This window comes from Halalkalibacterium halodurans (assembly GCF_005671335.1).
In the GTDB taxonomy this organism is placed as follows: Bacteria; Bacillota; Bacilli; order Bacillales; family Bacillaceae_D; genus Halalkalibacterium; species Halalkalibacterium halodurans.
On sequence record NZ_CP040441.1, the window covers coordinates 3,996,843 to 4,020,207 of the forward strand.

The 23,365-nt window shown below is 44.3% G+C and carries 22 protein-coding genes; 10 read left to right on the forward strand and 12 right to left on the reverse strand.

The genetic code is table 11. From position 1 onward, the window contains the following. Positions 1-199: 199 nt before the first annotated feature. Positions 200-2,263 carry a penicillin-binding protein 1A gene (locus tag FED51_RS19475; protein ID WP_053430130.1) on the forward strand — a complete coding sequence of 688 codons (2,064 nt, stop codon included), beginning with the start codon at positions 200-202 and terminating at the stop codon, positions 2,261-2,263. A 182-nt stretch (positions 2,264-2,445) separates the two neighbouring features. On the opposite strand, the gene FED51_RS19480 is transcribed toward FED51_RS19475, so the two are convergent. Continuing rightward, positions 2,446-2,985, reverse strand: a complete 540-nt coding sequence (locus tag FED51_RS19480; protein WP_010899938.1) for a YwhD family protein — start codon at positions 2,983-2,985, stop codon at positions 2,446-2,448. A gap of 306 nt (positions 2,986-3,291) precedes the next feature. Between FED51_RS19480 and FED51_RS19485 the strand changes: the two genes are divergently transcribed. From FED51_RS19485 to FED51_RS19495, 3 genes are all read left to right on the forward strand, one after another. After that, positions 3,292-3,477 (forward strand): 2-hydroxymuconate tautomerase, encoded by a 186-nt coding sequence (locus FED51_RS19485; protein ID WP_010899939.1) that lies wholly within the window; start codon positions 3,292-3,294, stop codon positions 3,475-3,477. Between the two features lie 35 nt (positions 3,478-3,512). Further along, on the forward strand, positions 3,513-3,971 hold the full coding sequence (locus FED51_RS19490) for a MarR family winged helix-turn-helix transcriptional regulator (protein WP_053430129.1): 459 nt from the start codon (positions 3,513-3,515) through the stop codon (positions 3,969-3,971). Positions 3,972-4,201: 230 nt separating this feature from the next. Continuing rightward, the gene (locus FED51_RS19495) at positions 4,202-7,483 is read left to right on the forward strand and encodes an efflux RND transporter permease subunit (protein WP_053430128.1); all 3,282 of its coding nucleotides are present in this window, start codon (positions 4,202-4,204) and stop codon (positions 7,481-7,483) included. 360 nt (positions 7,484-7,843) lie between these two features. Here the strand turns inward: FED51_RS19495 and FED51_RS19500 are convergent, their stop codons facing one another. The 5 genes from FED51_RS19500 to FED51_RS19520 all read right to left on the reverse strand — a co-directional run bounded on the left by FED51_RS19500 (position 7,844) and on the right by FED51_RS19520 (position 13,161). Further along, a complete protein-coding gene (locus FED51_RS19500; RefSeq protein WP_010899942.1) occupies positions 7,844-8,344 on the reverse strand; it encodes a YwgA family protein in 501 nt (166 codons plus the stop codon). A 12-nt stretch (positions 8,345-8,356) separates the two neighbouring features. After that, positions 8,357-9,655 carry an HD domain-containing protein gene (locus tag FED51_RS19505; protein ID WP_010899943.1) on the reverse strand — a complete coding sequence of 433 codons (1,299 nt, stop codon included), beginning with the start codon at positions 9,653-9,655 and terminating at the stop codon, positions 8,357-8,359. A 160-nt stretch (positions 9,656-9,815) separates the two neighbouring features. Then, entirely contained in the window at positions 9,816-10,817 is a 1,002-nt protein-coding gene (locus tag FED51_RS19510; RefSeq protein ID WP_138090963.1) for a pectate lyase family protein, read from the reverse strand. Between the two features lie 455 nt (positions 10,818-11,272). Next, entirely contained in the window at positions 11,273-12,514 is a 1,242-nt protein-coding gene (locus tag FED51_RS19515) for a dicarboxylate/amino acid:cation symporter (protein WP_053430127.1), read from the reverse strand. A gap of 422 nt (positions 12,515-12,936) precedes the next feature. Next, positions 12,937-13,161, reverse strand: a complete 225-nt coding sequence (locus FED51_RS19520; RefSeq protein ID WP_010899946.1) for a YuzB family protein — start codon at positions 13,159-13,161, stop codon at positions 12,937-12,939. A 166-nt stretch (positions 13,162-13,327) separates the two neighbouring features. Here FED51_RS19520 and lipL point away from each other — a divergent pair, with 166 nt between their 5' ends. Beyond that, positions 13,328-14,164, forward strand: coding sequence for an octanoyl-[GcvH]:protein N-octanoyltransferase (gene lipL, locus FED51_RS19525; protein WP_053430126.1), 837 nt, complete (start codon positions 13,328-13,330; stop codon positions 14,162-14,164). Positions 14,165-14,291: 127 nt separating this feature from the next. On the opposite strand, the gene pta is transcribed toward lipL, so the two are convergent. Further along, the gene (gene pta / locus FED51_RS19530) at positions 14,292-15,311 is read right to left on the reverse strand and encodes a phosphate acetyltransferase (RefSeq protein WP_083445437.1); all 1,020 of its coding nucleotides are present in this window, start codon (positions 15,309-15,311) and stop codon (positions 14,292-14,294) included. Between the two features lie 265 nt (positions 15,312-15,576). Between pta and FED51_RS19535 the strand changes: the two genes are divergently transcribed. The 4 genes from FED51_RS19535 (at position 15,577) to gerQ (ending at position 18,452) form a co-directional block, all read left to right on the forward strand. Beyond that, positions 15,577-16,317 (forward strand): enoyl-CoA hydratase/isomerase family protein, encoded by a 741-nt coding sequence (locus FED51_RS19535; protein ID WP_010899949.1) that lies wholly within the window; start codon positions 15,577-15,579, stop codon positions 16,315-16,317. 115 nt (positions 16,318-16,432) lie between these two features. After that, a complete protein-coding gene (gene hemQ / locus FED51_RS19540) occupies positions 16,433-17,182 on the forward strand; it encodes a hydrogen peroxide-dependent heme synthase (RefSeq protein ID WP_053431907.1) in 750 nt (249 codons plus the stop codon). Positions 17,183-17,377: 195 nt separating this feature from the next. Continuing rightward, on the forward strand, positions 17,378-17,809 hold the full coding sequence (locus tag FED51_RS19545; protein ID WP_010899951.1) for a cell wall hydrolase: 432 nt from the start codon (positions 17,378-17,380) through the stop codon (positions 17,807-17,809). A 46-nt stretch (positions 17,810-17,855) separates the two neighbouring features. Beyond that, the gene (gene gerQ / locus FED51_RS19550; RefSeq protein WP_053430124.1) at positions 17,856-18,452 is read left to right on the forward strand and encodes a spore coat protein GerQ; all 597 of its coding nucleotides are present in this window, start codon (positions 17,856-17,858) and stop codon (positions 18,450-18,452) included. Positions 18,453-18,535: 83 nt separating this feature from the next. Here gerQ and FED51_RS19555 read toward each other — a convergent pair whose 3' ends face one another. Then, on the reverse strand, positions 18,536-18,901 hold the full coding sequence (locus tag FED51_RS19555) for a DUF423 domain-containing protein (protein WP_010899953.1): 366 nt from the start codon (positions 18,899-18,901) through the stop codon (positions 18,536-18,538). 132 nt (positions 18,902-19,033) lie between these two features. Here FED51_RS19555 and FED51_RS19560 point away from each other — a divergent pair, with 132 nt between their 5' ends. Continuing rightward, complete coding sequence (locus FED51_RS19560; RefSeq protein WP_053430123.1) at positions 19,034-19,654, forward strand: GNAT family N-acetyltransferase; 621 nt, start codon at positions 19,034-19,036, stop codon at positions 19,652-19,654. A gap of 138 nt (positions 19,655-19,792) precedes the next feature. On the opposite strand, the gene FED51_RS19565 is transcribed toward FED51_RS19560, so the two are convergent. The 4 genes from FED51_RS19565 to FED51_RS19580 all read right to left on the reverse strand — a co-directional run bounded on the left by FED51_RS19565 (position 19,793) and on the right by FED51_RS19580 (position 23,364). After that, entirely contained in the window at positions 19,793-20,095 is a 303-nt protein-coding gene (locus FED51_RS19565; RefSeq protein ID WP_053430122.1) for a YwdI family protein, read from the reverse strand. A gap of 177 nt (positions 20,096-20,272) precedes the next feature. Then, positions 20,273-21,328 carry a M14 family zinc carboxypeptidase gene (locus FED51_RS19570; RefSeq protein WP_010899956.1) on the reverse strand — a complete coding sequence of 352 codons (1,056 nt, stop codon included), beginning with the start codon at positions 21,326-21,328 and terminating at the stop codon, positions 20,273-20,275. 297 nt (positions 21,329-21,625) lie between these two features. After that, entirely contained in the window at positions 21,626-22,357 is a 732-nt protein-coding gene (locus FED51_RS19575) for a 3'-5' exonuclease (protein ID WP_233443858.1), read from the reverse strand. Continuing rightward, positions 22,354-23,364 carry a DUF294 nucleotidyltransferase-like domain-containing protein gene (locus FED51_RS19580; protein ID WP_010899958.1) on the reverse strand — a complete coding sequence of 337 codons (1,011 nt, stop codon included), beginning with the start codon at positions 23,362-23,364 and terminating at the stop codon, positions 22,354-22,356. The genes FED51_RS19575 and FED51_RS19580 overlap by 4 nt, the downstream gene beginning before the upstream one ends. Position 23,365 lies beyond the last annotated feature (1 nt).

Below are 23,365 nucleotides of genomic sequence, written 5' to 3' on the forward strand. Positions count from 1 at the left end.
CATTAGTCTTACCTGAACATTCGTTCATACACATTGAAAGGATAACAATTGAAGTATATAAGAACAGCACAAAAAAGCAAGCGAAATTTCACCGTCATTTTACATACTTCTTTTTTTCGTCCTCACGTTTAAAAGTCGCCGATTCTACCAATCCTAAACGTATCTATGAATTTATTTTTTCCTATTCGAGGTGACTCATATGGAAGTCGTCATTCAACGAAAAGCAAGAAAACGGTGGCGGTTGTTCAGACTTTGGCTCCGACTTTTGCTCATCGTTCTTGTCCTTGGGGCTGGAAGTGCTGTCTCTCTATTATCATACATTAAAATGCAAGGTCCTCCGCCACTCCAAGTATCACAAACGACCGTTTTATATGGACATGATATGTCTGTGATCGGGGAGCATCACCAAGGCCAACAACGATATTGGGTCGCCTTGGACGAGATTTCTCCTTATTTAAAAGAGGCTACGATCTCCATCGAGGATCGAAAGTTTTACCAGCATCATGGATTTGATCTTACTCGTATCGGCGGAGCTGTTGTTGCGAACCTACGCGCTGGCTCAATGGCTCAAGGAGCAAGCACGATTACGCAGCAATACGCACGGAACTTATACCTTGGTCATGATAAAACGTGGAATCGTAAAGCACAAGAAGCCCTTTATGCCCTACGTCTAGAAATGCATTACACGAAAGATGATATTTTAGAAGGCTATTTAAATACAATCTACTACGGGCACGGCGCTTATGGTATCGAAGCTGCTGCTCAACATTTTTTCGGAAAAAAAGCAGCCGACTTGACGTTAGCCGAAGCTAGCATGCTAGCCGGTGTCCCTAAAGGGCCGAGCTACTACTCTCCGCTCGTAGACGAAGAGCGGGCAAAGGCACGGCAAGAGATCATCCTCCAATCCATGGTCGAGAACGGATATATTACGGCTCAAGAAGCAGAAGAGGCGATAAATGAAGCGCTCGATTACGTGACAGATGGTGGCATGCGCTCAGAAACGATCGGGCCTTATTTTCAAGATGTGGTCGAGGAACAGTTAGTGGAAGAGGTAGGGCTGGATCCAGCATTATTAGAATCAGGCGGGTTGCACATTTACACCACACTCGACCCGCATATGCAGGAAGAAGCGGAACGTTGGGTGGAAGTGGAGATGCCAGATTCCGATTTACAGGTAGCTCTCGTAGCCATTGATCCAAGCACAGGTGACGTTCGCGCCCTCGTTGGCGGGAAAAATTACGGGGAAAGCTCGTTTAACCGAGCAACGAAAGCTCGACGCTCCCCTGGTTCTTCCTTTAAGCCATTTCTATATTATGCTGCCCTGGAGCAAGGATTTACGCCTGCATCGACGCTCATTAGTGAACCGACAACGTTCTCATACGATCAAGGGCGTTCTACCTATTCGCCCCGAAACTTTCAAGACCGGTACAAGGACGATTTTGTGACATTGCTGCAAGCTCTCGCCTTTTCCGATAATATTTTTGCCGTGAAAACCCATATGTTTTTAGGAACAGATGAGCTCGTGGAGACCGCTAGACGCTTTGGCATTGAGAGCCCGCTTCGCGACATCCCATCGCTCGCACTCGGAACCTTGCCCGTCGGTGTCCTTGAACTGACCAAAAGCTACGTTCCTTTCGCGAACAATGGGTTTACGGTCGAACCACGCTTCATTACAAAAGTAGTTGATCGAGACGGGAATGTTCTTTATGAGCAAATGCCGGAAACAGAGCAAACGTTAGATCCTAGACTAACCTTTATTATGGCAGACTTAATGACCGCTATGTTCGATCCATCCCTTAACGACTATATGTCGGTAACGGGTAGCTCCGTCAACCATCTTGTCAACCGCCCTGTTGCCGGTAAATCTGGATCTACATCGACCGATAGTTGGATGGTCGGGTTTACGCCTCAGCTCGTAACAGGGGTATGGATCGGTTATGACCAAAGTGAAACCCTTAACCACGGAACAGAAGGCCAAGTGGCTAAACGGATTTGGGCCAACTTCACTGAACATGCATTAGAGAACGAGCTGATGCTACAATTTCGACAACCGCCAGGCGTCGTCTCTGTTAACATGAACCCATCTAACGGCTTTCTAGCAAATGATGTGTGCCCTAATGGCAGAAAAACCTTTTTCGTCGAAGGGACAGAGCCGACGGAAGGCTGCCCAGAAGAAGCGAGGGACAATGAAACCGATGCGATCGATGAAGAAAACCATGAAAAAGAGCGTTTTCTAGACCGCTTTATTCGCTGGTTCCATTGAATAGACAGCAAAAAACCGTGAGGAAAAGCTCCTCACGGTTTTTTGTGTCCTAGTATAAAGTGTCTTTATACTATTGATAAGTGTATATCGTTTTACACCTTAGCTCAATAGGCCATCATAGTTTTCATAAATCGTTCAAAACTAACCGATATTTACTCTTTACAAACCGCTAAAGCTTTGATCTACTTTTCGCCAAGCAATTTTTCCCGCAACTCTGGCTCGGACCGTTTCCACATGTCTTCATTAAAGGATTTTAAATACTCGCCGAGAATACGTTTCGACCTTTCATCCATATCATCGACGACAATTTTCCCTTTGATCGACTTATCCATTTTATTCACATGCTCTGGCATGCTTTTATAGCCTCGGCGGATTTCACGGTCAACCGTCATTTCACATCCGGCAACGCCAGCGTAGTACGGACCTTCTTTTTTCGAATCAATGGTCACCCACACGAGCCAATACAATTTACCGTTTGGCACTTCTTCTTTATTTGGTAAAAATTTAATTCGCTTTTCGACCTCAGATCGAGCGTGAAGGGCCCCCAGATCCACAAACGCCCGCTCCTCTTCAGGGTCGACGAAAACAGGTGTCACATTATCTAAGCTTAAAACACCTGCCCCATACCCTCCGTGACCGTCAGTTGAATCCCCACTTAGAATCGTAAAGCCGCTTGTTTTTTTCTTAAGGTTGTCATTATTTAAAAGATCCACTTCGATCATCCCTTCTTTTCCTAAAATCCCTATACGTAAAGTGTACACAATGAGGAAGTTGTATTTCCACCATCAAGTGAACATTTTTCATCTTCCGTTGCTCCTCTTTCTCATTTCGTTATAAATCGTGTAAACTAGAAACGAATAAAGTGAAACTTCATTCTATGAGGGCTTTACTTCATCTTCACTAATTGTTAGCCTAAGCTCACGCGATATGAACACACCGACTTGGGCGTGACGTTCTTTGTCTATGTTTATTTAACATCAAGGGTAAGTCTTAGCGCCAGTTAAACAGAATAAAGCGAGGTGATTTCCATGCCAATTGTCACAGTGAAATTTTTAGAAGGTCGATCGGATGAACAGAAGCGTGCACTTGTGGAGCGCGTCACCGAGGCGGTTGCCGAAACCATTCAAGCAAACCCCGAAAAGATTCACGTCGTATTAGAAGAAATGCGCAAAGATCATTATGGAGTGGCAGGAAAGCGGATCAGCGATCAGTAATTTACATTCTGACATACACGGAGGGAGGGTATCCATTGGAAGATTACAGACAACTATTGCGGGAATTACAATTTACTTTAGATGATATTTCGAGATTGTTTGCCCAAGAGTTAGCGATGGTCGAAAACCTCCCTCTCAACAAACGACAATTTCGGATCCTACTCCATATCATCTTTCGTGAAAACGTAACAACATCAGAAATTGCTGTCCATTTTGGAATAACGAAAAGCGCTGTCAGTCAAGCGCTTTCTGTTTTGGAACAACATCAGTTTATCATCCGCTCCATCAATGAAGAGAACAGGCGCGAAAATAGATTAGAGCTCGGACCCCAAGGAGAGCTTATTAAACAAAAGATAGAGGAAGCAGAGACAGTTTTAATTGAGCGTTACATAAGCAAACTCCCTTTTCAAGATATTGTCCACGTAAAAAACGTCTTAGAGCAATTTCGCGACATTATTCTTGATTTCAATCAACGAGGAGCAAAGCATAAATAATCCAATTGAAAAAGCGCACCCTAAAAGGAGGCGCTTGCTTTTTTCATGTGCCTGATCGGTTCAAAAACTTCGGATGATCAGAAGACCGATAAACCTAGGTTTTCATCAATTTCTTGAACTCAGGGGGAATTGATTGACTTCTCCGCTTTCCCACATTAGGATAATTGATAGTTCATTTTATAAACAGTTAAATTATTTACCTATGGATTGATAGAGAGGAGTAGCCTTAGATGACCCAGTTTTCCATTAGGCGACCGGTCTTTACGATCGTCGGAATGATCATTTTCCTTCTCGTAGGAGGAATTTCATACGTAAACCTACCATTGCAGTTAACTCCTGATTTAAACCCACCCATTGGAGCAGTGACCGCTTCCTACCCTGGAGCTAGTGCCGAAGAGGTGTCCGAAAATGTCACGAGGATATTAGAGGACGAGCTTTCAACCACATCAGGCTTGAATAAAATAACCTCCCAGTCGATGGAGGGTAGCGCGATCATCATTTTAGAATTTGGGTGGACGACAAACATTGATGATGTGGAAAACGACATTATTTCTACGATCAATCGCGCTGATCTCCCTGATGGAGCTAGCAACCCTAGCTTCTTAAAATTTGATCCTTCAGCTTTCCCGATCATGGAGCTTGTCGTCACATCAGATACTGAGGCCATTTCCGATATTAGCGAGGCCCTTGACGAACTCGAACGGGAAATTGGACGAGTTGAAGGCGTTGCTAGTGTTTCTTCCCACGGACGTTTAATGGAACGAGTAGAGGTTACCATTGATGACGAAGCACTTGAAGAGGCTAATCTTACCCAACAGGATGTCGTCGATGTCATCGAGGCAAACGATATTTCATTGCCAGGGGGAACGATTAGTGATGGGGATCGCTCGTTAACGACGCGCACCATTCGGACGCTCGACGCAGTTGAAACGATTGAAGATCTCGTCCTTACCATCGATCCTCAGACTGGTGATGATGTGTTACTTTCTGACGTTGCGGACGTATCGATTTCATTAGAAGATGAAACAGTGATTACACGGGCGAACAATGACCCCGCCGTGCAATTTAGCATTATGAAAGAAGATGCGGCCAATTCCGTCGATGTTTCTGTGGCTATTACAGAACGGTTGGACGAACTATTAGAGCAGGATCGCTTTGATAACGTTTCCGCTTTCGTTCTCTATGATGAGGGAGACTTCATTTTAGAGGCGATTAACAACGTTCTTGTCGCCCTCATCGCCGGTGCGACCATGGCCATGGTTGTCTTATTTTTGTTTTTACGAAACTTTAAAACCCCTTTAATTATCGGAATCGCTATCCCATTTTCTGTCATCGTGACGTTTGCCTTTCTTTATTTTACGAATGTTAGTTTGAACATTTTGAGCTTAGGTGGACTTGCATTAGGAATTGGAATGCTTGTGGACAACTCCATCGTTGTTATTGAAAATATTTATCGTCACCTTTCCATGGGAAAAGAGCCAAAGCAAGCGGCGCTTGAAGGAACGAGAGAGGTTCGCGGTGCGATTACGGCGTCCACATTAACGACAATTTCCGTCTTTGTCCCGATATTGTTTTTAACTGGACTCGTTGGTGAGCTGTTTATCCAGTTTGCTCTCACCGTTTCCCTAAGCCTATTTGCATCACTCCTTGTGGCGATTACGCTCGTCCCATTGATGGCGAGCCGCTTATTACGAAAGTTCCAACAAAATGAAGAAGCCAAACGCCAGCAATCTCGTTTTATCCTAACGATCGAACGAAGCATTAAATGGGCACTTCGCCACCGTGCCATGGTGCTTATCGCTACACTGCTTTTGTTCGTTGGTGGACTCTACGGTCTTTCCACAGTTGGAGTGGATTTCCTTGAGGATATGGACGAAGGATTGATGGTCGTCGAGATTGAGCATGAACCGGGAACGAGCCTCGAACGGACACGTGAGACGGTAGAAGCAATAGAACAAAAGCTTGAAGATTATAGTGAAATTGAGAACTTTGTTAGCACATCCGGCGCTAGAGGCACGAATGTTGGCAGAAGGGATGGCAATAGCTATGAAGGACAAGTCCAAGCAACACTTGTGCCTAGTAGCGACCGTGACCTTACAACGTTAGAATTTGTCGAATCGATTAAACGCGATGTAGAACGCGTTGACTCGGATGCAGAAATTAACGTATCGCCGCTCTCCCTCCAAGGATCGGAGCCAAACACACTAACCTTTTACTTGAGTGATTCGGATCCAGATCGTTTAGAGGAAGCGACAGAGGCACTCGAAGAAGAATTGCTTGAACGAAATGAAGTCACAAACCTAGAGCTGAGCATTGATGTCACAACGCCTGAATATCAACTCTTGATTGATGAAGAAGCCGCAAGAGAAAATGGTCTTGTTCCAGCACAAGTCGCCCAGTTTGTTTATGATGTCACCCTTGGGCAAACCGTTACAACTCTTGAAATCGACAATGACTTGTATGATCTATTTGTCCGTTACCATCCTGACGTACTCGATAGTCTTGAAACGATGGAAGAGTTAACGATTCGAAACAACGAAGGGGTCTATGTACCTCTTGGCGATGTTGTGACAATTGAAGAAGGAGAAGGGCCAGCCACCATCAACCGAATCGAGCAGCGAGATGCGGTTGAGTTTACGGTTACGTATGATTCCTCTCTCTCCCTTGGCGACATCTCATCCATTGTGTTAGACATTGTTGACGAGCAAAACTTCGAGGATACAACGGAGTTCGCCTTTACAGGAGATCAGGAAGCGCTTGAGACGGCCATGGCTGATTTGACAGGAGCGTTCATGCTAGCGGTCGTATTCGTCTTCCTTGTCATGGCAGCGCAATTTGAATCGTTCCGCTTCCCATTTGTCGTCATGTTCAGCTTACCCCTTGTCATGATCGGTGTTTCCCTTGCCTTACTCGTGACAGGGACGAGCTTCAGTGTCATGGCTGGCATCGGAATGATCATCTTAGCTGGAATTGTCGTCAACAACGCGATCGTCATTGTGGATTACATGAACCAATTGAAAGCGTCTGGTGCGACAAGCTATGAAGCGATCGTAGAAGCCGTTAAACAGCGGACACGGCCAGTCCTGATGACGGCCCTTACAACCATTCTTGGTGTTCTCCCACTGGCATTAGCCCTCGGGGAAGGAACCGAGATGCAGCGCCCAATCGGGTTAACCGTCATTGGCGGTCTCATTAGCGGAACGTTCTTAACCTTGTTCGTCATCCCGGTCATCTACAGCTTGTTTGACAAAGATACACGGCGATTAAATAAAACTTATATTACGCCAGACGGTGAGTTGATCCCAGCGCGATTGCTTCAAGAGCGCAAACAGCTTGAAGCTCCCGAACCGGAAGGAGAAGAAGTCTCTCAAGAACAACAAGAGTCCGTTAACGAAGCACCCGAGAACCAAAAGGAGTCAAAATCGGAAGACGGGCTCTCAAAGGACGAACTCGTGTCATTGCTTGAACAACTGATCGAGCAGACAAAAGGAAGATCAAATAAAAAAGACTAGACATTGGCCGAGACTTGGACAAAACGAGCCAAACGTAATCAAAAAGGTTCGGGTCATTTTATTTTGATGATCCGGCCTTTTTTCTGTTGATTCATGGGATCTGGTTTGATTTTTCGCTCAGGTCCCCACTGTAGTTCTCAATCGATTTTCGCCAAACGAATGTGTGAACTTGCCCTTTAGTCCCATCAATAATGATCAATCATCTTCTCTTCAGCGGAATTGAACGAAGCACTCACGAAGGCCTTGAAACTTTCCCCCCTGTGTTTTGTCCTAGCCTCTCTATCATGAAGCCTTTTTAGAGACATGATAAAAAACCAGTGCATCCTGCGGAAGGAAACACTGGCTCTAGGTTTTGCTCAGTTAATGCTCCATACGGATTCGCTTAATAAACGAAGAAGCTTCTTCTATATCCTCATCTGTATAATTTTGCTTCGGTTTTAACGTCTTCACTTTTTCCTTCACTTCTTCTGGTGATAGGTCCTCAAAATAAAGCAAGGTCGACACAAGTTCAAGAAACCGTGAACTCTGCTCATTCATTTGTTCGATAATTCTTTTTCCTTCAAGGACGTCCGCTTCGTGGAGTTCCAGAAATTTTTTCCCTTCCTCCGATAAGGAGTACCGGTATTGATAGTAGTTCCCCTTGTCCTCTTTTAATTCCGTTACAAAGCCAAGATTGCAAAGCTCCTCCACCCGCAACGTTAGTTCCTCAGAATAGGGCCCGTACATATGGAACTTGTAGCGCTCGGAAAAAGGCATTTCTACCTTTTTTGCGATGTATACCATTTTCTGTAGTTTCTTTCGCCCAACGATTTCACCAGCATGCAGGAGCATGGCCATTAATTTTGCGTGATCTTTTAACACCCCAGTTCCCCCTTACTTAAATAACAACGACAAAATTTCTTGCTTAATCTCTTTATGGTCAGACTGGTCTGTCAGACAATCCATCGGGAAGTAAAGCTTATGATCCGTTCGTTTCTTTCCTGAAATCGCTTCGACAACATCCGATTCTCGTGAAAGCTCTCGTAGTTTTCCGTTTGGCATAATCAAATGAATCGGTAACCGTTCTTCCTCTTCACCAGGGCGGTAAAAATCATACGGTAAATCGGACGATGAATCCACGACTAAATAATATTCAGGATCGATTTCAGCTTGAGCAAAAAGCTGCTGGAGCCGAGGCCAATCGTTCATTTGCAAGTTCGGGTTAAACTCTATGTATTTAAAGAGCTGCCTATTAATGAATCTTACACAAAGATCCGATAAAATTCGATCCTCTTCTTCCTGCCAAATTTGAAAATAATACATCGTTATCGACTCATCAAGCCGCAAATAATCGTCCAAGCTCATGTTTCCTTCAAATAGAGAATAAAAATGCTTCGGTTCCTGTTTAAATTTGTAGCCTTGCTCATATAAGTCCTTTACCCGCTTAAACACTTTACTTAAAATGACTTCCGCACTTCGGGTGACTGGATGGAAATAGACTTGCCAATACATTTGGTAGCGGCTCATAATGTAATCTTCTACTGCATGCATCCCGCTCTGTTTAATGACGACTTGATCCTCCATAGGTCTCATGACACGTAAAATTCGCTCCATGTCGAAATGACCGTAGCTCACCCCGGTGTAGTAGGCATCCCTCTGCAAATAATCCATGCGATCAGCATCAATTTGGCTTGAGATGATGCTAGTCACTAATTTGTTCGGGTACGTTTTTTCAATGACATCGGCCACTTTCTGTGGAAAATCATCCCCCATTTTTAGCAACACATTGTGGATTTCCGTATCTCCTACGATCATCCGCCGCGTCCATTCCTCATGATCGGTATCAAATACTTTTTCGAACGAGTGGGAAAACGGTCCATGTCCGATGTCATGAAGAAGGGCAGCACATAACGTGAGGAGTCGCTCCTCCTCGTTCCAATAAGGACGGCCTTGAAACACTTCAATAATCCGCCGTGTAATTTCATAAACGCCTAACGAGTGATTAAATCGGGTGTGTTCTGCACCGTGAAACGTTAAGAACGTCGTCCCTAATTGCCGAACACGCCGAAGCCGTTGAAATTCCTTCGTGCCGATCAATGCCCAGATCAATTCATCCCGAACGTGAATATACCGATGCACAGGATCTTTGAACACCTTCTCTTCGTCTAACAAACCGTAGTAGGATTCGCTCATTCGCTTAACTCTCCATTCATACCATTCATACAGCTATTATAGCGAACTTGTCTGCTCGTTTCTAACGTTGTTTTCGTCATTTCACTAAAGGATTGGTAAAAACCGTTCCATGTTTTTATGCAAAAAGCCACCAGAGCAATCGCTCGGATGGCTTTCTTGCTTACGGCTGGATGACACCAACTCCCGCATAACGTGTGACAACCGATTTCACATCACCAACTGGTGTGACCGTATAGGGATAAGGAGGTCGATAATTGGTCGTGGAAGTGGTCGGCATGCTACCCGTGCTATTGATATAGCGGTTATTGGCAACATTCCAATAACCTGTTCGACTGCTATGCCAGAATCCTAACGGGTTGGTGGCATTCTCAAAAACGTTATGTTCAACGAGCATTTCCGCTCCCATCCGTGAATTAATGCCTGTTTCTAAAATGTTCTCAAAGTAATTGCTAAACAAGTGCGCCTTTCCAAAACGGTACGCAGGTACGCGAGAGTTTAAGTTTTTGAAGTAGTTATGGTGGAATGTTATGTTTCGGTCGTAGTTATCACTATCAGAGTTCCCCATGAGCATCGCTTTCCAGCCATCATGGACATAATTCCAAGAGAAGGTAATATTGTAAGCATCGCGCTTTACGTCAAACAAGCCGTCATAGTGGTCTTTATGAACGTTCAAGCTGGCATAAAGCTCGTTATGGTCAATCCAAATGTTCCGAGAGGGCCCTTCAATGCTAATCGCATCTTTATCACCTGTATGGACTTCATGGATCGTCAAGTTGCGAATGATGATATTATTCGCTCGCCATACTTTAATACCGATCCCATTTAATCGTCCATTTGTACCAACCCCTAAAATCGATACATTGGAAACATCCTTAATATCGATCTTACTATCAGACGTATTACTAGGTGTTATCGTACCGTTTACATAAATTGTTAACGGACGATTAGGGTTTTTGGACTTCAAAGCGTTTATGAATTCATTCCCTGTACGAACCGTCACTACATCTCCACCTGCACCACCAGTTGTTCCCCCATTTAACGTGGCAAAGCCTTGTAAGTTGAAATTTGGCGTATTCGCTTCTGCCGTTTGAAAGGATACACCGAGCCATAACATAACCACAACACTGAAAGCAACTAGCTTGACGATGCTTGATCTCATCATACTCTCACTTCCTTTTTCAATATAGAGTTTGTCCTACCATGACCACAAAATGGATCGCTAGCGAAAACAATCCGAGACCTGCCCCCTCCTTTCCTTTCACATGAGTGAATCCTACCATAGAAAGGAGGGAAAATAAGTATCACCAGCCCACTATTTTGAATTTTATAAATATTGTGAAAATACCCTGCGGTTTTTTATTTTTTCTTAGCTATTTTATCTATATAGCTATAGTGAAGCGCTTACATTATAAGTCATATCTAAGCAAGTGATTATGTTTATAAAAAAACGCGGAGTAGGCTACTGGTCTAAAGAGGGATACGACTAGGACTGGCTATATATTGCTTCGCATGTAAAGTAGGTCCATTGCACCCTACTATAAAATATGCAATTAAACTCTCTTAAATGGAAAAAAGCCTACCATTCCGTATAGGAATCGTAGGCTTGTAGTGTATACCTTAGGCGCTTGCTGACGTAGAGGCTGCTTTCGCTTTGCTTCTTTTCTCTGACTCATTAATTACAACAGCGCATGTAGCGTCTCCAGTAATGTTAATGGCTGTACGGGACATATCCAAGATTCGATCAACCGCAAGGACAAGGGCAATTCCCTCCACTGGTAAACCGATGGACTGCAAGACCATGGCTAGCATGATTAACCCAACGCCAGGAACGCCAGCTGTACCAATACTAGCGAGTGTTGCTGTTAAAACAACCGTGAGCAAATCACCCATCGAAAGCTGCTGAGCATAAACTTGAGCAATAAATACCGTCGCAACAGCTTGCATGATCGCCGTACCGTCCATGTTAATAGTGGCCCCTAACGGCTGAACAAAGCTAGAAACAGGCTTAGAAACACCGAGCTTTTCTTGTGCTGTTTTCATGGAGACAGGAAGGACAGCACTACTGCTTGATGTTCCGAAGGCTAACACCATCGCTGGGAAGAAGTTTCGCAAAAATTCGAGCGGGTTTCGCTTCGCAACAAATGCGAGAAAGCCACCATAGGTAATGACTGCATGCAGCAGCAACGCAAGTAACACGGCTATGACATACATGGCCATTGATCCTAATGCATCAAATCCTAGCTTACCGAGAGCTGAGGCGATTAAGCCAAATGCGCCGTATGGAGCTAACTTCATCGCAAGGCTCACAAGGTACATCATCACTTCGTTCCCCTGCTCCACGAGTTTTAAAATCCCGCTCGTCTTCTCTCCAAGTCTACCAAGGGCGAGACCGACTAACACAGCAAACGCAATAATTTGTAGCATTTGTCCTGAAGCTAACGCCTCAATTGGGTTTCTCGGAATAATGTTGAGGATCGTCTCCATGACAGGTGGTGCTTCCGTCGCTTCAAACTCCTCTTCGACTGTCCCCATTAGTCCAGGCTCTCCAGGTTGTAATACATAGGCAATCGATAGGCCGATGACGAGAGCAATCATCGTCGTTAGCAAGTAAAAGCCGACGGTTTTCGACCCAAGTTTCCCTAATTTTTTCGGATCTCCTAGCCCTGCAGTTCCGAGAATAATCGAAAACAAAACAAGGGGAACGACGAGCATCATAATTAATCTAAGAAATAATTGCCCCACCGGTGTAAAGACGTACGTATCAATAGGTACAAATAAATCTGGTGCAAATTTATTCATACCAAGCCCAACTAGAATCCCTAACACGAGGGCAATAATAATCTTCTTCGTTAAACTCATATCATCATCTCCTCTCACAACTGTACACTTTGCTGCACTACTGTATTAATGCAATAAATATGATAACACATGTTACATTTTATCTTTATTTATTAATAAATAAAGAGGCTTGTTAGATATTATGACATAAAATTTTTGATAAAGAGTAGATTCATTGGATCGATATTGGCGAAAACCCTCTTCCTCTGCAATGTAAGCCTTGTCAAATAGGCTAACACGCGGGAATGATCGCGTCAACGACGCTTTTTTCAAAAAATACCCGATATCTCCTCAAACCCCATCTTTCTCCTTATTTACCAATGGTATTTCAGATAAATAACGTGTTGCCTAGTCTAAGGTGGAAGCGTTCGTTTTCTTATCCTCCCACTCCTTGATAGAAGGTAGCCTTCCCTAAAGTATAAAAAAGTGACCAATTAGGCCACTTATTTCTTCAGCTTTTTCTTTATTTTTTCGATCAGTTGATCTTCATCTGGCGCAGCAACGGGGCGGTTGTTCACAAATGTGAATGACTTTTTACGACCTGGACCGCAATAGGATTGGCAGCGTATATCAATGGTTGCATTTGGGTCTAATTTTTTCAGTTTTGGGATTAGTGTCTTGATGTTTGTCGCTTGACACTCATCACAAATACGAAATTCATTTGCCAACGCTCCCCACTCCTTTCCCTTCAACCTATTTATTGTAAAAACGAACTTGTAGATGATAAAAGCACTAACTTACAGTATAACACGTTTTTACTGGAAGGCAATCGTCAAATTCGCAAGAAAAACTATGCTATAATGAAGCGACGGTATCAAAGGGAGACTGACAATTATGAGTTTATTGCTACAGCAACATTTATCTCAACCATGGCGATTCTTAGACCACACATCGTTTGGTCCGACATTTCAGGCGCTGCAATCATTTGCTTATGATGACACCCTTTGCACATCGATTGGAAAGAGTCAATCCCCACCAACTCTTAGAGCGTGGGTTCACCATAACACGGTCGTGCTTGGCATTCAGGACAGTCGCCTGCCTCAAATAAAAGCAGGTATTGAAGCACTAAAAGGCTTCCAACACCATGTGATCGTTCGTAACTCTGGTGGTCTAGCGGTCGTACTCGATTCTGGTATTCTAAACCTCTCTCTCGTTCTTAAAGAGGAGAAGGGGTTCTCCATCGATGACGGATACGAATTAATGTATGAGCTTATCTGTTCCATGTTCCAGGATCATAGAGATCAAATCGAAGCGAGAGAAATCGTTGGTTCTTATTGCCCTGGAAGCTACGACTTAAGCATTGACGGTAAAAAATTCGCTGGTATCTCGCAGCGCCGAATTCGTGGCGGTGTGGCAGTGCAAATTTATTTATGTGTAAGCGGTAGCGGGGCAGAGCGCGCAAAAATGATCCGAACCTTTTATGACAAAGCAGTGGCCGGACAGCCGACTAAATTTGTCTATCCTAGAATCAAACCGGAAACGATGGCCTCTTTATCCGAACTATTGGGCCAACCACACAACGTTTCAGATGTTTTGCTGAAGGCTCTAATGACACTGCAACAACATGGAGCTTCGCTGATGACAGAATCTTTATCCGCTGACGAATGGCTGTTATATGAGCAGCATTTCGCGCGGATTAGCGAACGAAATGAGAAGTTGCTTGCGGAATAAGCTAAAAGGAGGACCGATCACTGGTTCCTCTCTTTTTAACGACTGACTCCCCTCATCAAAACACAAAAAACCCTGAAGTGATTTCCTCACTACAGGGTTCCCTCTACAGCGCTCGATTACTACGCTCCTAGTTATTGTCGCCTTTTTGGTTAATGGCTTGTAACGCAGTAATTAAAGACAGCTTGTAAACATCGGATGCGTTGCAACCACGGGACAAGTCATTCACCGGTTGGTTCAAGCCTTGCAAAATTGGACCAATTGCTTCGTAACCACCTAATCGTTGTGCAATTTTATAGCCGATGTTTCCTGACTCTAAGCTTGGGAATACAAAGACATTAGCCTCCCCTTTCAATGGAGATTCAGGTGCTTTTTTTTGCGCCACAGCTGGAACGAAAGCAGCATCAAATTGAAATTCGCCATCAATGACTAAATCTGGGCGAGCTTCTTGGGCAAGCTTTGTTGCCTCTGCCACTTTCTCTGTCTCGGGTGAGACGGCAGAGCCTTTTGTCGAGAAACTAAGCATAGCCACTTTAGGATCAATGTCGAACACTTTCGCTGTCTCAGCCGTAGCAACTGCAATTTCTGCTAAATCTTCGGCAGTTGGGGCAATGTTGATCGCACAATCAGCAAAGACGAGCTTTTGATCTTCCTTCACCATAATGAAAACACCAGATGTTCGTTTAATTCCTGGCTGTGTTTTAATGATTTGCAATGCTGGGCGGACCGTATCTCCGGTCGAATGGGCAGCCCCGCTTACAAGGCCGTCTGCTACACCTGTATATACGAGCATTGTTCCAAAATAGTTAACATCTACTAGCTTTTCACGGGCTGTCTCTTCAGTTTCCTTCCCTTTCCGACGCTCCACGAACGCATGTACCATATCGTCAAATGCCTCATACGATTTAGGGTCGATAATCTCAACAGATCCAAGGTCAATATTTAACTCAGATGCACGTGCCTGAATATCTGCAACATTCCCCACAAGAATCGGCTTCACCACTTCATCTTTTGCTAAATTTGCTGCCGCCTCTAAAATCCGCTCATCCGTACCTTCAGGCAGCACAATAGTCGGTTGGTGACGCTTCACTTGTTCTTGAATGTTACGAAAGAGATCACTCACTTTACGATTCCTCCTAGGTTTGTTCAATTCCTCACAATAAAAAGCATACTCCTCTTTTTATAAAAAATAAACCGTTCGGTTAAAGTTCTTTAAAGTTTTATTTTTTATAAAATTCTGATCTAAAGCGCTTACAGATCAATGTTTTTTACAAAATTTCATCATTAAAACATTCCATCTAATTAAAGCGTTTCCAAAGGAATTTCGGAATATGTGGCGAACTTGTTTACAATCATTGGTTTACACTTTAATCTAGACAGTACGTGTGCAAAAACAAAAGGAGCGTGTATGAAGTATGACAAAATCATCTGTGCTATATGAAGTTACAAATGATGTGGCAACCATTACGTTAAATCGACCGGAAGTAAAAAATGCGATAAATAAAGAGATGCATCAAGAGCTCTTTTCTGCTTTTCAACAAGCCGATGGAGATGAAAACGTAAAAGTCATTGTCCTTCAAGGAAATGGTGATGCTTTTTGTGCCGGTGCAGATCTAAAAAGCATTCCGCTAGAAGAACTTGAAGATTTTGATCACGGTACGTATTTGCGAGATACATACAATCGACTCATTTTGCTTATTGACTCCATTCAAAAGCCAACCGTTGCCTATATTAACGGAACTGCTGTTGGGGCAGGGCTTAGCATCGCCCTTGCCTGTGATTTACGTGTGGCTACCTATAATGCAAAGCTTGGACTCGGCTTTTTGAAGATTGGCTTAGTTCCTGATGCTGGCGCCTCTTACTTCTTGCCTCGGCTCGTTGGCTATGGTAAAGCCTTAGAGCTAGCCCTTGGGAACCCTATTTCAGCTGAAGAAGCTTATCGCATCAATTTAATTCATCAAATCGGAGAGCCGGACAAATTAATCGAACAATTGCGGCATACATCAATTACTGCATTCGGCCTTATGAAACAAACGTTCAAGGCTAGCTTTGAACAAACGCTCCCTTCCATTCTGGAGCAGGAAGTATTTGCCCAAAGCGAAGCGGGTCAAACACGTGAACACCGACAAGCGATTCAACAATTTTTGCAACGATAACCCACATATCCACAAGTTGTTCACATAACTGCCTAAGTCTCGTCATTTTGGCACCCTTTTAAAATGTGGTATGATATCGATGGGATTCGTGATTTTAAAAGGAGTGAATCATGCCATGAATGAAGCAGCAAAAACGTTAGACGGCTGGTATTGTTTACATGATTTCCGCACGATTAATTGGGCGGAGCTAAAAACTTTATCAACAGAAGAACGTCAACAAATCATCAACGAATTTTTAGATCTTATGGAAAAATGGAATGATACAGAGGCTCAAGGTGAAGGAAGCCATGCAGTTTATACGATCGTCGGTCAAAAGGCTGACGTGATGCTCATGATCTTGCGTCCGTCGATGGAAGAGTTAAATGAAATAGAAACTGCATTTAATAAATCACGCTTTGCTGAATTTACCGTTCCTGCCTATTCATATGTCTCTGTTGTCGAACTGAGCAATTATATGGCCGGAGATAGCGATGATGATCCGTATCAAAACCCGCACGTTCGGGCAAGACTCTACCCGCAATTACCGAAGGCAAAGCACGTTTGCTTCTATCCGATGGACAAGCGTCGTCAAGGTGATGACAACTGGTACATGCTTCCGATGGATCAGCGTCGCGAATTAATGAAAAGTCACGGCATGATCGGTCGTAGCTATGCAGGAAAGGTGAAGCAAATCATCACTGGATCTGTCGGCTTTGATGACTGGGAATGGGGCGTTACCCTTTTTTCAGATGACGTGCTTCAATTTAAAAAGCTTGTCTATGAAATGCGCTTTGACGAAGTCTCCGCCCGTTACGGCGAATTTGGCTCGTTTTTTGTTGGTAACCTTCTTACAGCAGAAGGTATCCCCTCTTATTTTTATGTTTAATTTTATGCGTCTGTTGGTTGGTTTTTCCCTGCCACAGACGCTTTTTATTTTGTCTCATTTGCTCGTCCACCGTCAAAATCTGTTTTGTTTTGTCATAGGGCTCGTGCCTCGCACATATAGATTGGAGTAGCACCGTGCGTGTAGATCACTTTCGATGCATCGCACCGATATGGCAAGTTAAGAGGAGGTGAGAATTTGGCCGTCATTCGAACAACATCACGGGATATCGATCTGTTGGCACGCTTAATGAGAGCCGAGGCGGAAGGCGAAGGAGATCTCGGAATGTTAATGGCCGGGAATGTCATGGTCAATCGTGTCCGTGTCGGCTGTCTTGACTTTGCAGACATTAATACGGTCGAACGGATGGTCTTTCAGTCTCCTGGCGGATTTGAGGCGACACAAAAAGGGTACTTCTACCAACGGGCACGGGAGAAAGAACGTCGGCTCGCACAACGAATTGTAAACGGGGAACGCACCCATCCTGCCGAGTTTTCGCTTTGGTTTTTCCGTCCAGATGGTCCTTGTCCTGAGCAATGGTACGGACAATGGAATTCCGGTCGGTATAAAGCCCATTGCTTCTTTAACCCAACTTCGGCAGATTGTCCAGAAGTGTATGGTGTTTTTTAGTTTGTTACAAATTTTAGGAGAATGAACTATGAAGGGGTGATTCATCGTGAGTCAAGACAACAAGCAAACCGGGCAAGAGTCAGCCGCCGAATACGGAGCGAACGAGACGCCGTACTACCCGTCATCCATTCCTTATCAATATTCATTTTCGCCTAATCAAGGATATCGACATAATCCTCAACAAACGGGAGCTGGACAATTCGGCTCACAGCAAGCGTTCCCAGGAATGTACGGCCAACAAACACCGCAAGGACAGCAACCTGGTTATTTTTCAGCCCAGCAATACCAATTCCAGCCTCCAGGCTTTACACAGCAGCAAGTCCCCCAACAGCAACAACCGATGATGCAGCCAATGACACCGCCCGATACTTTGCCATTAGAGCAATCGTACATTGAAAACATTCTTCGTTTAAATCGCGGAAAACAAGTAAGCGTCTATATGACGTTTGAAAACAACCAGCAATGGAACGCAATGATTTTTAATGGCCGTATTGAAGAAGCCGGACGTGATCACATCATTTTAAGCGATCCAGAGACTGGCCTCTATTATTTACTGCTCATGGTTTATCTTGATTACATTACGTTTGAAGAACCGATCGAATATAGGCCACTTTTTGGTCTCGCTACTTACGCTCCACGTTAAGCATTGACCATCAAAAGAGAAAGATCTTCTTTTGTCTATTAAAAAAGAAGCAGGGATGCCTGCTTCTTTTTTTCATTCCTTTTCTACCGGACAACAGCAATCCCTAATAAAATCCATCCAGCAATGAACGCTAGCCCACCAATAGGGGTGATCGCTCCGAGTTTGGTAACACCGGTTAACGCCATCGCATAGAGACTTCCTGAGAACAACAGAATGCCGACAAAAAAGCTCCAACCTGCTGCTGATAATAAAGCAGAAGGCAACATCTTGAGCCCTACAAGACCGACAACAAGGATCCCAATTCCGTGAATCATCTGATATTGCACGCCCGTTTGATAGTTTTTCATCATTCGTTCGCTTAAACGCGGCTCAAGGCCATGGGCTCCAAATGCACCAATGATGACTGAAAGCCCCATAACGATACTACCAAGTAACAAAAACAATTTCATGTCATTACCTCCCTAAAAACTTCGGCATATCTCACCGATCTGTATCACTGATCTGATGGAACAAAATCTAGACCTTACGTTGCAGAAATATGTATACTTAGGTCAAACAAACGGAAAAGGAGTGAAAACGAATTGGACGAACTGATCGTACGCCCTTATACTCTTGCTGATTTCAACGGCTTATTAGAGGTGCAAAAAGAAGCATTTCCCCCGCCATTCCCGGAAGAACTATGGTGGAACCGTGCACAAATTGCTGCCCATGTAGAGTCCTTCCCCGAAGGAGCGATGGTAGCGGTTATCCGAGACAAAATTGTTGGCTCCGCTACTTCGCTATTGATTAAGTACGACGGTAAGCCTCATACGTGGGAAGAGGTGGCCGATAACGGATACATCCAAAGCAGTCATCAGCCTGATGGCGATAGCTTGTACGGGATCGATTTGTGTGTTCGCCCAAGCTTTCGCGGAAAAGGCGTTGCCAGAGCGTTATATGAAGCTCGGAAACAACTCATCCGTGAACTTGGCCTCACTCGCTTTGTCGCGGGCTGCCGAATCCCTGGCTACCACCAAGTCGCTTCTCAAATGACAGTCGAAGATTACGTTCAAGCTGTTGTGGATGGAAAGCGCCACGACCTAGTTCTTACCTTTATGCTAAAACAAGGATTGCGGCCGTTGCAAATCCTCCCAAACTATTTAGAAGATGACGAATCTCTTCATTATGCCGTTCTCGTCGAATGGAAAAACCCTGACCTTTAGAAAAGCGTAATGCACCCGCTTAAAAAAACGTAGCACCTTATCCGTAGGGAGCCCTCGGGAAGGCCTTAAAGCTAAACTTGTTTTTGCCAAACTCTATCGCGAAGGCGATGTTTACAAAAGCCCTCCGTTGTGTAAATTCTAAAAATCAAGCAAGTTTCCTTTCTCTTCGTCTTGACGTTGATCCGAATCTACTGTTTGAAAGGGTGTAGCTGCTTTTGACACAATTTGTTGCCCATGAATCGGTTGTTTGACAGAGACTGATGCAGGGATGCGCGGCGCTGATACACCCTTTTCTACTCCTTCAAGAAATAAATCACAGTACCCTTTTAAAACGGCAGCGTGCTCCGTGAGCGCATTTTTCTGGTCAGCTTGAGCTGCTGCCTTTAGTTGCTCTAATTGTTTTTCCATTAGCGTTAATACTTTTGTTGTGGATATTTCCATCCGTACCACTCCTTTGTTTCTACCAATATCATATCATAGCTCGATTGCGATTCGCACATCGCTTCCCCTTAAAAATGCCATAAAGGAATCGAGCGTTTAACTTTCTCCTCTTTTTAGAAAGATAAACTTCATTAAAGGGGAAAAAAGCACCCGACCAGTGTCGGATGCTTCCGTCGATTATTCTCCTTCTTCCTCTCCGATCGGGCGTTGAAGGGGCAGTTCATCCCAAAAAGAAGTATCCGCCTCCAGAATCGAACCATCAGCAATGGCTTCCATCGCCGCAGTCATGGCAATCTCTGCCTGCTTAATTAAGTAACCATTGCTCTTCTGTCCGAGAACCGCTTCCTCTCGTGAATGATCAGTCATTCCCCGCATTTCAAAAAGGAGTGTAGAAAACCCATACGTTGACGCTAACCCATTTCGGGCAATCGTATTCGCTGTGCCACCATTATATCTTCCGATTAAGCCAAAGCCTCGCGCTTCCACTGCATCGTACACAACTTTTCCTAACTGTTTCGAACCTTCGACCACCTCGGGAGTGACACTTGAATTGGTCGGGTAAAGCATCGACCCTGACACATAACGGCCATCAATCGCTTGTGATGTGCCTTGGTGATGAAAATCAATCAAATAATCAATGTCATACTTTTGCAATACATTTTCGTGTAAAGCCCTCGTTTCCGGTTGGGTTAAATCCGTATGATCACGATTTAAGTCGACTCCGTTGGCATTCGTTCGTGTCGAAAGCCCACCACCCACGTAATCTTCTAACTCAAAAAGCACGTCTGCCTCTGCCCCATCAGGATTTAAGCGAGGGACAAACAAAACGTTGACGCTATCTGCCAACTCGCGTACTTGGCGACTATTCGTGCTTAAATTTTTTATGACGTTTAAGGCCCCTTCTGTGACCATCTCTTCATTTCCATGCTGCTGGGTTAGAAAAACAATCGTTGGATTATCAGGGTTCGTACCAAACGTGACGAGAAACAAGTCCCGCCCCATAACCGATTGACCAATTGTCTCTAGCTCTAGCAAATCAGAGCGAGATGTCACATGTTCTAGAAAGGAGACCATTTCTTCATAGTTCTTGACTCGCTCCTTCTTAATCGTCTCGTTCCCATTATAGTTTGGGCCATTACCTACAGCAAACGCTTGCTGTATTCCACTTGGAACGACAAACAGACTGAGAATAAGAAAAAGACCACTAATTGCCTTCATCCATGCTTTCGCCACCGTCCATTCCTCCCTTGGTTTATGGTATATGAACGGTTACGACGTAAGAAGGAGAAACCCTTTGCCCTTCTTGAAAATTAAGTGAAAGGTACTAGCCTAACATATAGAACGGCGTACCATCCTACCTGCACCTCTGTCATTTATTTGAATATGCGATTGGCTCGATCTAATGTTCCACTTTTGATCAACCCTGGTGAAAAAGCGAAAAATAACACGTCCCAGACCGAACGTAAACATAGGATTGATCTTTTTTGAACGTGCAAAATCGTCCTTGATGGCAGATGCCTTCAAGGACGATTATTTACGCTGATGAGCCAAATGGACATAAATGTCTCTTAGCGTTTCAAAACCTGCCTCTCTCGCAGCAGCGATGGCAGCTATCCATAGCTTCGCTGTCATAAGAGAGTCTTCAAGAGCATGATGACGATTTTGTACAGGAATGGAATAATAGGCACAGCAATCATCAAGGGTGACCAGCTCTTGCGGTGCCACTATTTTCGTTAAAAACGATGTATCAATCACTCGGTGCTCAAAAGGAAGCTTCATCGTTTGCCAAGTGACATGGGACATAAACGCTTTTTCATGACTGGCATGGTGGGCCACGAGCGTCGAATGACGAATGAACGCATAAAACGATTCAAGCACGCTCGTTAATGGAGGAGCAGCCTCCAGTTCTTCCACGCTCAAACCTGTTAATTCGAGGATGTTTTCAGGGGGAACTGTATCGGTATGGACGACAGAATAAAATGTTTCCTCCTCCTGAATCGTTAATCCAACAACTTTGACAGCACCAATCGACAAAATCCGATCCCCTTGGTCTGGATAAAAGCCGCTTGTCTCCAAATCAAAAACGACGACGGGCAGCTTTTCTAACGGGAGATCCAATACGTCAGATCGCCTTATCTCCCGTTGCAGCTGTCTGACGTAAGACCATTGTTGAGCAGAGGAAGGTGCCTGAGCCGATGTATAGACATTCGGGCTCAATTTCGAGGATAACTGCTTCATTAGCTGTACCATTTGATTCATCATAACGACCATTCCCTTTTCACAGCTTCCTCGACTGAACGGTATAATTTGTGCCCTGTGACCGTCCATGCTTTTAACTCATTCCGTTCGTCTTTCGTTAACTGTGTGAGATCAAGATAATGAATTCGCTCATAATTGGGTACATCTTGCTGCCACTCCAATCGTTTGGACAGCAATTGCTCAAACATTCGCTTTGTTTCATAGACGTCCGAATAACGATCTCGAATCGCTTCATATCTGGCGACTGTTGGAGCCGCTGTAATCTGCTCTTTTAAGGCTAATAGCCGTAGTGCGTTCACATACGGAAACAACGTTACTTGCTTAATATCGAACAGTCCTCTAGCTGTACCCTTTGATTCAACGAGCAACTGTCCGAACAGACCGATCCCCTTTTTTAGTCGTTCGGTGTTTTGCATAAATCGTTTTAACAGCTGACGATTCGTTTCGATGCGCTGTAGCAAGTTCACCTTGACGTCTTCCATTAAATTGGCATCCCCAACGAGAGGGCGCCCATCGAAAAACGTTAACAAATGGCGATAGGCTTCCCACGTGTTTTCTTTCATCCATCGTTGCTGCTGATCATGCCAAGCCGCTTGACTGCAACACCAGCGCGGATGTGAAGCCATGACCAGCCCATCACACCGTTCATAGCCGACTTTGGCTAGCCCCTCCTCAATTTCACGGCCTAGAGCTAAAAAATAAGCTTGATTGTCATCATGCTCCTCTAAGTAAAGAAGACCGTGATCTTGATCGCTCCAAATTGACTGTTCCATTCGGCCGGCACTGCCCATCACAAAGAACACAAAGTGAGTAGGAGGTGCCCCCCACTCACTTTCGATTCGTTGTAGTGCTAGTGCAACGACTTGTTTGATGATCTCATCATGACAATGGTTTAACGTCTGATGATCCTTTTTTGTAGAGCTAATCAAGGTCAGCCGATGTTGCAAAAGTTCACCATAACTGTCCGCTGCACGGATAATGCTCAGATCATCCGACCTTTTCTGAGCCATC